Origin of the sequence: Burkholderia sp. Cy-637 (assembly GCF_011753175.1) — a bacterium.
In the GTDB taxonomy this organism is placed as follows: domain Bacteria; phylum Pseudomonadota; class Gammaproteobacteria; order Burkholderiales; family Burkholderiaceae; genus Burkholderia; species Burkholderia gladioli.
Genome location: NZ_VWWC01000033.1, coordinates 12,621 through 26,092, shown reverse-complemented (window position 1 = coordinate 26,092; position 13,472 = coordinate 12,621). Strand labels below are relative to the sequence as shown.

The 13,472-nt window shown below is 67.7% G+C and carries 15 protein-coding genes; 5 read left to right on the top strand and 10 right to left on the bottom strand.

Translation table 11 applies throughout. The features are described from left to right. Positions 1–2: 2 nt before the first annotated feature. The gene (locus tag F3J10_RS12235) at positions 3–1,355 is read left to right on the top strand and encodes a TRAP transporter large permease (protein WP_017919171.1); all 1,353 of its coding nucleotides are present in this window, start codon (positions 3–5) and stop codon (positions 1,353–1,355) included. A gap of 146 nt (positions 1,356–1,501) precedes the next feature. Here F3J10_RS12235 and F3J10_RS12230 read toward each other — a convergent pair whose 3' ends face one another. The 3 genes from F3J10_RS12230 to F3J10_RS12220 all read right to left on the bottom strand — a co-directional run bounded on the left by F3J10_RS12230 (position 1,502) and on the right by F3J10_RS12220 (position 3,952). Next, complete coding sequence (locus F3J10_RS12230; protein ID WP_167242192.1) at positions 1,502–2,008, bottom strand: hypothetical protein; 507 nt, start codon at positions 2,006–2,008, stop codon at positions 1,502–1,504. Between the two features lie 110 nt (positions 2,009–2,118). After that, positions 2,119–3,162 (bottom strand): AraC family transcriptional regulator, encoded by a 1,044-nt coding sequence (locus F3J10_RS12225; RefSeq protein WP_124095230.1) that lies wholly within the window; start codon positions 3,160–3,162, stop codon positions 2,119–2,121. Positions 3,163–3,259: 97 nt separating this feature from the next. After that, complete coding sequence (locus F3J10_RS12220; protein WP_240155533.1) at positions 3,260–3,952, bottom strand: hypothetical protein; 693 nt, start codon at positions 3,950–3,952, stop codon at positions 3,260–3,262. 112 nt (positions 3,953–4,064) lie between these two features. Here F3J10_RS12220 and F3J10_RS12215 point away from each other — a divergent pair, with 112 nt between their 5' ends. Further along, a complete protein-coding gene (locus F3J10_RS12215; protein WP_123038174.1) occupies positions 4,065–4,448 on the top strand; it encodes an ATP-dependent protease in 384 nt (127 codons plus the stop codon). A 113-nt stretch (positions 4,449–4,561) separates the two neighbouring features. Here the strand turns inward: F3J10_RS12215 and F3J10_RS36250 are convergent, their stop codons facing one another. Together F3J10_RS36250 and F3J10_RS12210 are read right to left on the bottom strand one after the other, a co-directional pair. After that, positions 4,562–4,690 (bottom strand): HHHH-motif protein, encoded by a 129-nt coding sequence (locus F3J10_RS36250; protein ID WP_013690065.1) that lies wholly within the window; start codon positions 4,688–4,690, stop codon positions 4,562–4,564. Between the two features lie 279 nt (positions 4,691–4,969). Beyond that, on the bottom strand, positions 4,970–5,488 hold the full coding sequence (locus F3J10_RS12210; RefSeq protein ID WP_025099936.1) for an Lrp/AsnC family transcriptional regulator: 519 nt from the start codon (positions 5,486–5,488) through the stop codon (positions 4,970–4,972). Between the two features lie 192 nt (positions 5,489–5,680). Between F3J10_RS12210 and F3J10_RS12205 the strand changes: the two genes are divergently transcribed. From F3J10_RS12205 to F3J10_RS12195, 3 genes are all read left to right on the top strand, one after another. Next, on the top strand, positions 5,681–6,697 hold the full coding sequence (locus F3J10_RS12205) for a 1-aminocyclopropane-1-carboxylate deaminase (protein WP_036031554.1): 1,017 nt from the start codon (positions 5,681–5,683) through the stop codon (positions 6,695–6,697). A 155-nt stretch (positions 6,698–6,852) separates the two neighbouring features. Further along, a complete protein-coding gene (locus F3J10_RS12200; RefSeq protein ID WP_017919165.1) occupies positions 6,853–7,626 on the top strand; it encodes an SDR family NAD(P)-dependent oxidoreductase in 774 nt (257 codons plus the stop codon). 54 nt (positions 7,627–7,680) lie between these two features. After that, positions 7,681–8,745, top strand: a complete 1,065-nt coding sequence (locus tag F3J10_RS12195; RefSeq protein WP_017919164.1) for an L-idonate 5-dehydrogenase — start codon at positions 7,681–7,683, stop codon at positions 8,743–8,745. Positions 8,746–8,882: 137 nt separating this feature from the next. Here the strand turns inward: F3J10_RS12195 and F3J10_RS12190 are convergent, their stop codons facing one another. From F3J10_RS12190 to F3J10_RS12170, 5 genes are read right to left on the bottom strand one after another with little or no spacing between them, the layout of a single operon-like run. Then, complete coding sequence (locus F3J10_RS12190; protein WP_167242191.1) at positions 8,883–9,740, bottom strand: ABC transporter permease; 858 nt, start codon at positions 9,738–9,740, stop codon at positions 8,883–8,885. After that, positions 9,733–10,923: an ABC transporter substrate-binding protein gene (locus F3J10_RS12185; protein ID WP_167242190.1), complete on the bottom strand. Its 1,191-nt coding sequence runs from the start codon at positions 10,921–10,923 to the stop codon at positions 9,733–9,735. The genes F3J10_RS12190 and F3J10_RS12185 overlap by 8 nt, the downstream gene beginning before the upstream one ends. Positions 10,924–10,925: 2 nt before the next feature. Further along, the gene (locus F3J10_RS12180) at positions 10,926–11,714 is read right to left on the bottom strand and encodes an ABC transporter ATP-binding protein (RefSeq protein WP_167242189.1); all 789 of its coding nucleotides are present in this window, start codon (positions 11,712–11,714) and stop codon (positions 10,926–10,928) included. Then, complete coding sequence (locus F3J10_RS12175) at positions 11,711–12,826, bottom strand: acyl-CoA dehydrogenase family protein (protein ID WP_167242188.1); 1,116 nt, start codon at positions 12,824–12,826, stop codon at positions 11,711–11,713. The genes F3J10_RS12180 and F3J10_RS12175 overlap by 4 nt, the downstream gene beginning before the upstream one ends. Continuing rightward, positions 12,823–13,389 (bottom strand): carboxymuconolactone decarboxylase family protein, encoded by a 567-nt coding sequence (locus tag F3J10_RS12170; RefSeq protein WP_167242187.1) that lies wholly within the window; start codon positions 13,387–13,389, stop codon positions 12,823–12,825. Before F3J10_RS12170 ends, F3J10_RS12175 begins: the two co-directional genes overlap by 4 nt. Between the last annotated feature and the right edge of the window lie 83 nt (positions 13,390–13,472).

Genomic DNA, 13,472 nt, shown 5'->3' with positions numbered 1-13,472 from the left:
ACATGGAACTCGCAATCCTCTCCATCAGCTTCCTGCTGCTGCTTTTCCTCGGGGTGCCCGTCTCGTTCGCGCTCGGGCTCGCGTGCGTGGCCACCTACCTGGCCGAGGGCCTGCCGATCGCCACCTCGATGCAGTCGGTGATCTCCGGGATGAACGCGTTCTCGTTCCTGGCGGTGCCGTTCTTCATCTTCTCCGGCGAGCTGATGCTGCATGGCGGCATCGCGGACCGCATCCTGAAGTTCGCGCAGGCGATCGTCGGCCACTTCCGCGGCGGCCTGGGCATGGCCAACGTGGTGGCCTGCACGCTGTTCGGCGGCGTGTCCGGCTCGCCCACGGCCGATACCTCGGCGATGGGCGGCGTGGTGATCCCGCTGATGAAGCGCGAAGGCTACAGCGCCGCCTATGCGGTCAACGTGACCACCCACGCCTCGCTGGCCGGCGCGCTGATGCCGACCTCGACCAACATGATCATCTACGCGTTCGCCGCGCAGGGGATCACGGGCATGCTCAACGGTCATCCGGTGAGCGGCGTGTCGATCGGCGACCTGCTGTTCTCGGGCCTGCTGCCGGTGCTGTGGGTGATGGGCTTCGTGCTGATCGCCGCCTACTGGCAGGCGCGCCGCTACGGCTTCCCGCGCCGCGAGGACGGCAGCACGGCGCTCTTGAAGTTCCCGGGCTGGTACGCGGTGGCACGCTCCTTCGTGGGCGCATTGCCGGGCCTCGGCGTGATCGCGATCATCCTGGTGTGCGTGGCCAAGGGCATCGCCACCGCCACCGAGGCGGCCGCGATCGCGGTGGTCTACTCGCTGGTGCTGACCATCTTCGTGTATCGCACGCTGACCATGAAGAAGCTGTGGCGCGCGCTGTCGCATGCGGCTCGCACCACCGGCGTGGTGCTGCTGCTGATCGCCGTGTCCAACATGCTGCGCTTCCAGATGTCCTACCTGGAGATCCCGGACGCGATCGAGCACCTGCTGCTGCAGTCGAATGCCCAGCCCTGGTTGATGCTGCTGTACATCAACATCCTCCAGGTGTTCCTCGGCACCTTCGTGGACATGGCGGCGCACATCCTGATCACCACGCCGCTGTTCCTGCCGATCGCGATGGCTTGCGGCGTCGGCCCGGTGCAGTTCGGGATCATGCTGCTGCTGAACTGCTCGCTCGGCCTGGTGCATCCGCCGATCGGCTCGGTGCAGTTCGTCGGCTGCGCGATCGGCGAGGTGTCGATCGGCGAGACCACCAAGACCGCCTGGCCGTATTACCTGGCGATCTTCAGCGCGATCAATATCGTCACCTACTGGCCGTTCTTCTCGACCTGGCTGCCGAGCGTGATCAGCGGACATCCGGTGTTCTGATCCGATCCGGCTGCAACGGATGGGCCGACGGCGGGCGCGGAGCAATCCGCGTCCGCCGTCTCGTTTTCGGCGGGCATGAAAAAGGCCGCATTGCTGCGGCCTGTCTTGCATGGCGGCGGGTTCCGTTCAAACCCGCGTCGCGATCATCAATTCCACCAGCCTTGCCCGGAAAGTCCGCAGGCCAGTTCCTCGATGCCGCTGCGCCACCACCACGAATCGGAGCAGGAGTTGACGAGCGCGGTCTGGAATCGCGCCGGTTCGGAAACCGCCGGGCTCGGCGGTGCCGTGAAGGCGACGGCGCCTTGCAGGGGCGTGGCGCCCGTCGGCACGAGGGCCGCGGCCGCGTGAGCCGGCGAGAGGGATGCATTCACCGAAGCCATCGCCAGCGGGGCGGACAGCAGCGATACGGCGGCCAGCACCGCGGCCACATGATTTGCACAAGGAACATGACGCATATTCTTCTCCGGAAGTAATAGACGACCACTTGTCGATTCTGGAATCTCAATCCCCCATTGAGATGCAGTTGATAATTTGTTGTGCATAACAAAAAAAGCGGTCTCTCGCGCATCCGGATCGCGTTCATTCGATATTTGATTTTGGGTTCTGCGAGGCGCCGGCACGTGCATGGGTACGAACGGCGACCGTCCTTTCACGCGGAAAAAATCATCTCGGACGTAAAAATGGTAGCAGCTACGCCGCGGGGATTTTTGCCCCAGCGTCTCCAAAGCTTGACGCTGCGTTTCGACGAAGGTTCGACGAAGGATCAGGAATCCAGGCGATCGAGCACGTCGCGCAACGATCCCGCGGAATGTTTCGCGGGTGACGAAGCGGGCAGGCGAGCCTCGCGCGAGGCGGCGCGCTCGCGAGCCTCGCTGGGCGAACAACCGTAAGCATTTCGGAAGCTTCGGCTGAAGTGGGATTCGCTCTTGAAGCCATATTGGAATGCCAGCGTCGACAGGCGCTGCCGGCTCGATCCGGCTTCCTCGAGAAGCTTGCGGATCTTCACCAGGCGGCGATGCTGGATATAGGCGGCAACGCCTGTCTCGCGCGAAAACAGCCGATACAGATGCGCGCGCGAGATGCCGATGTCGCGGCAGATCCGCGATGGCGTGAGATCCGCCGACTTCAGATGCGCATCGATATAGGCACGCACCCGCAACATCACGGCCTGGTCGATTTCCACCTCGGCCTCGCCGAGCGTGCGTGCCGTCGGCGCCAGCGCGGCCGATACCAGCGCCAGGGTCGCGCGTTCGACGTTGGGCATGTCGGCGGGCGCCAGATGCGGCAATTGACGTTGCAGCGCGAACAGGTGATCACCCAGCAAGGCGCTCAAGGGCCCCTGCAGGACGGCGCCGTGCAGGTTGGCGGATCGGATGGGGGCGGGCAGCAAGTCCCGCGCGATCGTCAGGATCAGCGTGTCGCCCGCGACGATTTCCGAATCGAGCTCGTAGGCCAGATCCAGTACGTAGAGATTCGACGCCTCGGCGTGAATCGGCGTGCGCGCCGCGTATCCCGACAGGGAGTGGGTGATGCCTAGGCAGAGGTAGAAGTGATCGAGGCCGTCGCGACGGATCATGGCCGGCGATCGCTTGACGCCGTAATGCACCGGCTCATGTTGGCCGATCCACTTGCCGCATCCCATCAACAACGAGCCGACATAACCGGTGCTCAGGTCGTAATTGAAACGATGGGCCAGCGATCGTTCGATCTCGACATCGAAGATCGCGTTGACTTCGTCTCGCCAGACCTCGAATCGTTGCTCTGCCGAGTAGGCATCGGTGCGGAAGCGATAGAAAAAGGGATTCAATCTTGATTCTCCTTTTGCCGGCTCGACTGCGAGGTTCCATGCCGTGATATTGCCTCGTTTCACTCCATGCCGAATCGTGTCGTGCGTGCCGACGCCGTCATCGTGCGGCCGGCTCCGAATCCGCCGCCTTCAAGCGATCGCTTCTCACCCAGCCCTCGACCGGGCCATTTTTTCTCGCGCTCAGGTAAACGACGGAGGTAAAGCCCCGATAGGTTCGATCGGCCTGGACGGATTCGCCGCTCAGGATGAACACGCCGGGCATCCTGCATGAATCGTCGGGGGCCGAGTGGAACGGCAGTCGCCCGTTTCCGACCACGATCATCCTGCCTTGGGCCGGTGGCAGACGAGTCGATGCCTGCGAGGCTTGCTCGTCGAGAGCGTCACAGCGTTGCGTCATGCTCGGCGCCTCACGAAGACAATCCGAAACGAATTTCCGGTACTTTGCCTGATCCACCGCGAGCAGGTCCGGGTGATCGGGATCGCGCGTCATATCGAGAGCCTTCATCGCCCTGGTATCCAGGTTGACCCAGCCGATCGTCACCTGGTCGTCGGGATTGTCCGCGCCCTTGGCGGGCAGGGACAATCTCACGCTGTAGACGCCGTCGGATTCATCGGCGATGCCCAACTGGATATCCTGCTTCTTCATCGAACTGCGCTCGAGCGGGGGCAGGATCAAGGCACTCAGCTCGCCGCTGCAGACTTCGGGCGAGGCATGGGCGAATGCAGCGCCCGAGGCAAGCATCGCGGCGCAGAGAACAGCGTGCTTCATCGCAATCCGGTGGTTCGGCATGATGGGTAATGTCGTCGGTGGAATGGCTGCGGGTGATGCAGGATATCAAGCTCGTCGCCTACCCAGGATGCGAGTCGTGAGATGATGCGCCACGACTACGATGGGATGGAACATGGCAACGACCTTCGATGAAGCAACCGCGGCGGCGATCGCCGCGTTTGCCCAACTGGATTTCCACACCGCGGCGCAGGCGATGCGTGCCGAAGCCGACTACGATCACGAGCGCGACCAGTGGATCACGCGCTATATCGACGAACAGGGCGGCGGCGAGGACGACGACGAATACGATGCCCTGCACGAGGAAGCCCAGACCACGCCGGAGTTCATGCAGTTCATCGATGCCGCGCGCAAGGAAATCCTCGATTACTTCGGCGTGACCGACGAACAACTGGACTGGGTGATCCTGCTGCGCGAAGACGACAGCGACGAGCTGTGGGCGGAGGTCAACCGGCAGCGCAACGCGCTGGGAACCGGCGAGGTGCGGGGGGATCTTTGAGCTGGTGAATCAAAAGCAAAAGCGGCGCCGAGGCGCCGCTTTTTTCATGGCGGGCGACCACCCGAGTCGCCACGGGCCGGTGCATTCGCGCCGACCCGTCGAATCCGTGAGACTTAGTGGACCCAGTGGCAGCTACGGTGATGATGATGGTCGAAATGGCAGACCTTGTGCGGGCGGGCTTCCGCGTTCGTCACGAGGAGGGCGAGCGTCACGGCCAGGGCCGAAGCGAGCAGAGTTTTCATGGGTGTGTCCTGAGCGGAGTGGTGTGGTTTTGATGGCCGGAACCCGCCTTGCCGGATCGGCTCGAGGCCTTCTCGACGCGGTGTTCCGGGTTCGTCGTCGAACGCTCACGATCATACGAACAGGCTCTATTTCAGGTGCAACGGTTTGTAACCGCGCATTTAATCCAGCATTCAAATGGCTTGCAATCGCGTCCGCCGGCATCCGCCGCGAACCGGATAAAGTCGGGCGAAGGCAAGCCCCTTGCAGGTTTGCGCGAGGACGCAAGGACGGTTCCCGGCTCACACGGGAAATTGCGTGGTCGAGAGGATTTCCTTGAGCACGACGAAGGTGCGGATCTGGCGCACGCCGGGCAGGTAGAGCAACTGCTCCGCGTGCAGCCGGTTGAAGGTCTCGCTGTCGCGCGTGCGCACCAGCATGAAGGCGTCGAATTCGCCGGTCACCACGTGGCACTCCATGCAGCCCGACACCTTCTGCGCCGCCTTCTCGAATGCCGCGAACGACTCCGGCGTCGAGCGGTCGAGCACCACGCCGATCATCACCAGCATGCCGGCATTGAGCGCCTTCGGTTCGAGCAACGCGACGATGCCGCGGATCAGCCCCGCTTCCTTGAGCTTCTCCACGCGCCGCAGGCAGGCGGGCGGGCTCAGGTTCACGCGCTCGGCCAGCGCCACGTTCGAGATCGAGGCATCGCGTTGCAGCGCGCGCAGGATCGCGCGATCGACGCGATCGAGTTCGGCGCCGGCAGCCACGGCGGTGGCGGCCCTCGCGGTTGGTGATGTTCTTTTTGTTGCGCACATGGCGTCGATTTCCTAATGAAATTTGGCTTGATTATCCAATGACTTCAGAAACAAAGGAAATCGGCGCCAATTTCACAACCCTGATTCGTTCGATCGCTTCTACGATATTTGCGTCGTTTCGATGACAGGCACGCAGGCCGGCACCGTCCACGTCGCGAGCACGCATCCATCCCATCAAGCCAGGAGCGAGGCATGAACCTTCAGAAATTCCCGCGTTACCCCCTGACCTTCGGCCCGACGCCGATCCAGCCGCTCAAGCGCCTGAGCGCCCATCTCGGCGGCAAGGTCGAGCTGTTCGCCAAGCGCGAGGATTGCAACAGCGGCCTGGCCTTCGGCGGCAACAAGACCCGCAAGCTCGAATACCTGATTCCCGACGTGATCGCGCAGGGCGCCGATACGCTGGTCTCGATCGGCGGCGTGCAGTCGAACCAGACGCGCCAGGTGGCGGCGGTGGCGGCGCACCTCGGCATGAAGTGCGTGCTGGTGCAGGAGAACTGGGTCAACTACTCGGACGCGGTATATGACCGGGTCGGCAATATCCAGATGTCGCGCATGATGGGCGCCGACGTGCGGCTGGTGCCGGACGGCTTCGACATCGGCATCCGCAGGAGCTGGGAGGAGGCGATGGCCGACGTGCGCGCCAAGGGCGGCAAGCCCTATCCGATCCCGGCCGGCTGCTCCGAGCATCCGCTGGGCGGCCTGGGCTTCGTCGGCTTCGCCGAGGAAGTGCGCGCGCAGGAAGCGGAGATGGGCATCCGCTTCGACTACATCGTGGTCTGTTCGGTGACGGGCAGCACGCAGGCCGGCATGGTGGTGGGCTTCGCCGCCGACGGCCGCGCCGATCGCGTGATCGGCATCGACGCCTCGGCCAAGCCGGCGCAGACGCGCGAGCAGATCCTGCGCATCGCGCGCGGCACCGCCGATCGCGTCGAGCTGGGCCGCGATATCACCGAAGCCGACGTGGTGCTCGACGAACGCTTCGGCGGCCCCGAATACGGCCTGCCCAGCGAGGGCACGCTGGAGGCGATCCGGCTGTCGGCCAGGTTCGAGGGCATGCTGACCGATCCCGTCTACGAGGGCAAGTCGATGCACGGCATGATCGAGAAGGTGCGGCTCGGCGAGTTCCCAGCCGGCTCCAAGGTGCTCTATGCGCACCTGGGCGGCGTGCCGGCGCTGAGCGCCTACAGCTACCTGTTCCGCGAGGGTTGAACCGGCGGCGGCGCCTCCCGCGCCGCTTGATCACGATTTGTGATCACACGATCAGCAAAGAGCATTGGCGGCGTCCGCCAGCCTGCGGTTTACTGAGCGCCCGCCGCAGCGCGTCGATTTCCGGCCGCGCGCGGCGAGCACCTTCGGAGACAGGCATGGCAGACGTCAACAGCCTGTTCCGGCTCGACGGGCGCCGCGCGCTCGTGACCGGGTCGGGACGCGGCATCGGACTCGCGCTCGCGCGCGGACTCGCGCAGGCAGGCGCCAGCATCGTGATCAACGATCGCAATCCGGACAAGGCGGCCACGCTCGCGGCCGGCTTCCGCGAGCAGGGCTTCGAGGCCTCGCACGCGGTGTTCGACGTGGCCGATTCGGAGCAGGCCACGGCCGCCATCGACGCCTTCGAGGCGGGCATCGGCGCGATCGACATCCTCGTCAACAACGCCGGCATCCAGCGTCGCGCGCCGCTCGACCAGTTCGAGGACGCCGACTGGCACGCGCTGATGCGCGTCAACCTGGACGGCGCCTTCATCGTCTCGCGCGCGGTTTCGCGCCACATGATCAAGCGCGGCCGCGGCAAGATCGTCAATATCTGTTCCGTGCAGAGCGAGCTGGCGCGGCCCTCGATCGCCCCCTATGCTGCCTCCAAGGGCGCGCTGCGCATGCTCACCAAGGGCATGTGCGCCGACTGGGCCCGCTACGGCATCCAGGCCAACGGCCTCGCGCCCGGCTATTTCGAAACCGAGCTGAACCAGGCGCTGGTCAACGATCCGGCCTTCAACGACTGGATCTGCAAGCGCACGCCGGCGGGCCGCTGGGGGCGCGTCGAGGAGCTGTGCGGCGCGGCCGTGTTCCTCGCCTCGTCGGCGGCCGACTTCATCAACGGGCAGACGCTGTTCGTCGACGGCGGCCTGACCAGCACGGTCTGAGCCGGCGGCCCGGTACAAGAACATATCCCGAATCCAGGAGCAGGAGGAAACACCATGAGACTGCGTTGCATGTGTCTCGTCATTCACGCACCGAACGATCTGCGCTACGAGGAGGGCGAGGTCGAGGCGCCGGGCGCGGGCCAGGTGCGCGTGCAGGTTGCGATGGGCGGCATCTGCGGCTCGGACCTGCATTATTTCCGTCATGGCGGCTTCGGCGCGATCCGGCTGCAGCAGCCGATGGTGCTCGGCCATGAAGTGGCCGGCACGGTGGTCGAGGTGGGCGAGGGCGTGACGGCGGTGAGCGTCGGCGATCGCGTCGCCGTCAATCCGAGCCGGCCTTGCGGCAAGTGCAAGTACTGCCTCGAAGGCTTGCCGAACCAGTGTCTCGACATGCGCTTCTACGGCAGCGCGATGCGCATGCCGCATATCCAGGGTGCGTTCCGCGGCGCGCTGGTGTGCGACGCCGTGCAGTGCGTGAAGGTGGCCGACCATGTGCCGTTCTCGCTGGCCGCGATGGCCGAGCCGTTCGCGGTCGGCCTGCACGCGGTGTCGCGCGCGGGTCCGCTGATCGGGCGGCGCGTGCTGGTGTCGGGCTGCGGGCCGATCGGCGCGCTGGCCGTGGCCGCCGCCAAGGCGCATGGCGCGCGCGAGGTGGTGGCCACCGACGTGGTGGACGAGCCGCTGGCGGTGGCGAAGGCGCTCGGCGCCGACAAGGTCGTCAACGTCGCCGCCGATCCGGAATGGACCCGGGCCTACGCGGCCGACAAGGGCAGCTTCGACGTGATGCTCGAATGCTCGGGCAACGAGCGCGCGCTGCGCGACGGGCTCGAGGTGCTGCGTCCGCGCGGCGTGGTGGTGCAGCTCGGCCTGGGCGGCGACGTGGCGATTCCGCAGAACGTGGTGGTGGCCAAGGAACTGACGATTTGCGGCTCGTTCCGTTTCCACTCGGAATTCGCGCTGGCGGTGCAGTTGATCAACGAAGGCCGGGTCGATCTCGCGCCGGCCATCACGCGCGTGTTCCCGGCGCGCGAGGCCAACGAGGCCTTCGCGCTGGCCGGCGATCGTCGGCGCGCGATGAAGGTGCTGATCGACTTCGAGGAAGCCGTCGCCGAAGCCTGAACGACGGGATGGATGGGCCGCCTCGCATGAGGCTGCCCGAGAAAAATTCGACATGGCGGCCGTCGAGCACGCCGTGCGGAACCTGAGAGAACCCGCGGGAAGCCGCGCTAAGGCAGCGCTAGAGCAGCGCCTTCGCCTTACCGGCCTTCCTCCGCCGAGCCGCCGCCATTGAGCCGCGCGGCCAGCGAACGCGCCGCCATGTCGAGCGCGAAACCGAGCACGCCGATCACCAGGATCACGGCCGCCAGCTCCGAGTAGGCGAGCCGGTCGCGCGTGTCGAGGATCAGGTAGCCGAGCCCGGAGCTCACGCCGATCATCTCGGCGGGCACCAGCACGATCCACAGAATCCCGATCGCGAGCCGAACGCCGGTCAGCACATGGGCGGCGATGCCGGGCACGTAGATGTGCCACAGCATTTCGGCGCGCGTGGCGGCCAGGCTGCGGCCGAGTTCGATCCAGCGCCGGTCGAGCTGGGCGACGCCGGCCGCCGTGCTCAGGATCAGCGGCCAGACCGCGGCGAAGGCCAGCAGGAAGATCACGGCGCGATCGCCCACCCCGAGCGACATCACCGCGACCGGCATCCAGGACAGCGGCGAGATCATGCGCAGGAACTGCAGCGTCGGCGACAGCGCGTGTTCCAGCCAGCGCAGCCTGCCGATCGCGAAGCCGGCCGGCACGCCCACCAGCAGCGCGCAGCCCAGGCCCGCCGCGATGCGGCGCAGGCTGGTGGCGACGTGCGTGAGCAACTGGTCGTCGCGGACCAGCGCCGGCAGCGCCTGCCAGGCGCGCAGCGGCGAGAATTGCGCGACCATCACGTTGTTGCCGGCCAGCAGTGCCACCGCCAGCCACCAGATGCCGAGCGCGGCGAGCAGGCCGGCGATACCGAGCAGCGCGCCGCGCAGGCGCGAGGCGGCGCCGGAGCGTGGCGCGACGCCGCCGCCCTGCGCCGCCGGCAAGGCGTCTTCCTCGCGCCTGGCGGGCAGCACGCTAGACAAGAATCGTCTCCTTGCGCGCATAACCGGCCGGCAGGCCGAACGCGGCCATGCCGCCGGCCGCCTCGATGCTCTTCTTCACGAAGCGATCGTCCACCAGGTCGCGTGCCGCGAAGGCCGGATCGAGCTGGGCCAGGAAGCCGTTCGCGCCTTCCGTCTGCGTGGTCTTCAGGCGGCGCACCAGTTCCTCCGTGTAGCTCGGGAACGGATAGGGCTGGAAGTCGATGCGCTTCTCGTGCCAGTCGGCGTGCTGGATCGCGCGATCGCCGAGGTAGCGGCCCGCGTCGCCGGGCGGCGGCGCGAGCACCCGCCCGAGCAGGGCCGAGGCATGCGGTGTGTAGTGGTTGGCGCCTTCCCTGGACAGCAGCTTCGCCGCGTCCTGCGGATGCGCGCGGGTCCAGAGCTGGGCCCTGATGATCGCGTCCACCACCTTCTGCGACCAGCCCGCGCGCTGCGTGAGGTCCTGCTCGTGCATGAAGATCGTGCAGCAGGCGTGATTGCGCCAGACGTCGCCCGTGAAGCGCAGGACCTTGCCGATGCCGAGCTGCTCGGCCGCCGCGTTGAACGGCTCGGCCACCGTGAAGCCGGCGATCTGCCTGGCGGCCAGCGCGGGCGGCATGTCGGACGGCGCCATCACGATCAGCGCGACTTCCCTGGGGCCCGGCGCGGCACCTTTCTTCAGCACCGGCTGCAGGCCCTGCGCGCGCAGCATGTCCTGCAGGATCACGTTGTGGATCGAATACCAGAACGGCACCGCCACGGTCTTGCCGCCCAGGTCGGCCAGCGAATTCACGTCGGGCGCGACCGTGATCGCCGAGCCGTTCACGTGGTTCCAGGCCACCACCTTGGCCGGCGCGCGGCTGCCGTAACGCGCCCACAGCGTCATCGGCGAGAGCAGGTGGACCACGTTGACCTGCCCGGACAGGAAGGCCTCCACCAACTGGGCCCAGCTGCGCAGCAAGGTCGGCTTCTCGGCATGCACGCCGGCCGCCTCGAAATAGCCGTTCGCATGCGCCACCAGCAGGGGCGTGGCATCGGCGATCGGCAGGTAGCCGATCCGCACCGGCGCGTCGGGCTCGGCGGCCGCGCGTGCGGACAGCGAGTGCAGCAGCGGCGCGGCGCCAGCCACGGAGAACAGCGTGGCGAGCTTGAGCCACTCGCGGCGGGACATCGGGGTATCGCACATCGTCAGGCGTCCATCGTGTAGGCGGGCGTGGCGGCGGCCGGCTGCATCGTCTCGTGCAGCGCCGCCAGGATCGGGATGCGCAGCGCGCCGAGCGCCGGCAGTTGCGCGTCGCGCGGCGCGGGCACGTCCACCGGCCAGTTGCCGGCCAGGCGCCCGCCGTTGCCGAGCAGCAGCACGCGGTCGGCCACCCGCAGCGCCTCGTCGATGTCGTGCGTGACGAGCAGGGCAGTCGCGCCGGTGCGGCGCACCACCTCGACGAACAGGTCCTGCATGCCGGCGCGGGTGACCTCGTCGAGCGCGCCGAAGGGCTCGTCGAGCAGCAGCACGCGCGGCTCGCGCGCGAGGCTGCGAGCCAGCGCGGCGCGTTGCGCCATGCCGCCCGAGAGTTGGGCCGGGCGCCAGTGGCGCGCGTGTTCGAGGCCGACCGCGCGCAGCGCGGCCGTCACGCGGGCTTCGCGCGCGGCGCGCGTCAGCCGCGCTTGATGCTTGAAATCGAGGCCGAAGGCGACATTGCGCTCGACGTCGAGCCAGGGCAGCAGGGCCGGGTGCTGGAAGGCGAGCGCGATGTCGGCGCGCGGGCCCTTGACGGCTTCGCCGTCGAGTTCGATGCGCCCGGCGCTGGGCGCGGCGAGGCCGGCGATCGCGCGCAGCAGCGAGGACTTGCCGCAGCCGCTGGGCCCCAGCAGCGCGACGATCTCGCCGGGCTCGACGCGCAGGCTGAGCGCCTGCAGCACCGCGCGATTCGGATAGCGCAGCGCGAGGCCGTCGATCGCGAGACGGGCGCCGCTCATGCCGCGTCGGCCCGGCGATGCCGGGCGAGCTGGGTCTTCAACTGCACCAGGCTCGGCGTGACGATCGGCACGAAGGAGGCTTCGCGCACGCGTCGCGCGGTGCCGTTCGCGCCATCGGCGCCGCGCAGGTAGCCGCGGCCGCCGACGGCCTGCACCTCCAGCGCGACGGCCGCCTCGACGGTCTCGACCAGTGCGATGCGCAGCTCGAACAACGTGGCCGGGCGGGCCAGGAAGCTGCCGTCGAGCACGCCGTTCAGCAACTGGTCGCGCTGCCGGGAAAGTTGCGCGCGCACCGTTTCGATCTCGCTGGCGATGGCGCCGCGCGAGGCCTGGCCGGCTTCGCCGGCGGCGGCCAGCGCGCGGCGCGCGAGCCCCAGCGACATCCCGCATTGCAGGCCGAGGAAGGCGGGGCGCACGCGCGCGAGAAAGGCCGGCGCGTCGGCCGCGATGCGCCACGAGGCGTCGAGCACCGTGCCCTGGACGCCGAGCGCGGCGGTATTGCTGCCGCGCATCGCCACCAGGTCGAGATCCTCGCTGCGTTGCAGGCCGGGCGCGTCGTGCGGCAGCGCGAAGATCGACGGCGCGCTGCCGTCGTCGTGCTCGAACGCGGCGGCGGCGAGAAAACCCTCGCGGCGCAGGTTGGTGATCCAGGGCAGGCTGCCGCCGAGCCGGTAAGCGCCCGATGCGTCGCGCGAGGCGCGCATCTGCAGCGACTCGATCGACGACAGGTACTTCATCGCGTTCGAGAGCCCGGTGGCGCCGGCCGTCTCGCCGCCGAGCAGGGACGGCAGCCAGCGCTCGCGCAGCGCCTCGCCGTCGGCATGCAGCAGGTATTCGATGAAGGTGCGATGTCCCCACAGCACGAAGGCGGCCGTCAGCGAATGCGTGGCGACCTGCGCGAGCGCGTCGATGGCCTCGGCGATATCGCCGCCCGCGCCGCCCGACGAGGCCGGCACGCCGATCGCGGCCACCCCGGCGCGCGCGAGGCGCGGCAGCACCTGGGCGGCAAGCGTCGCTTCGGTATCGAGCGATTCGGCGTGCTGGTCGAGCCAATCGCCGAGCGCGGCGGGCGCGGCCTCGGTCGAGAGGGGGCGGGGCGTGCTTGCGTTCATGCGGCCCGCGCCTTCGGTTCCCAGCGATAGGCTTCGAGTTGCGGGTTCAACTCGTTGCGCGCGAAATTGTTCGCGAAGTTGCAGAGCGTGGCGAGGCTTACGCCGAGGATGACTTCCAGCGCGTTCGCGTCGTCGAAGCCCGCTGCGTGGAAGGCGGCCAGCGCGTCGTCGGCCACCGCGCCGCGCGTGGCGATCACGGCGCGCGTGAAGTCGGCCACCGCGTCGAGGCGTGCGTCGGCGATGGTCGATTGATCGCGGATCGCGTCGACCACCTCGCCCGGCAGTTGCGCCTTCTTCAGCGCGACGGCCGTGTGGCCGGCCACGCAGAAGCCGCAGCCATGGATCGCGGCGGCGGTGATCTGCACGGTCTCGCGCTCGGCCAGCGACAGGCCGCTGCGGCCGTTGATGCCGGCCACGGTCAGGTAGGTTTCGAGGGCGGCCGGCGCGTTCGCCAGCGAGGCCACCAGGTTCGGCAGATAGCCGTTGGCGGCCAGCGCCTTATCGAGAAACGGGCGGCTCGCTTCGGGAGCGGTGTCGACGGTATGCAGCGGCAGGCGGGCCATGGTGTCCTCTGGAAAGGCGGAATCGTTCGGAGCAACCATTGTCGCGGCGCGGCAGGGCGGCGGACAATGCGCGGCCGTCTGCG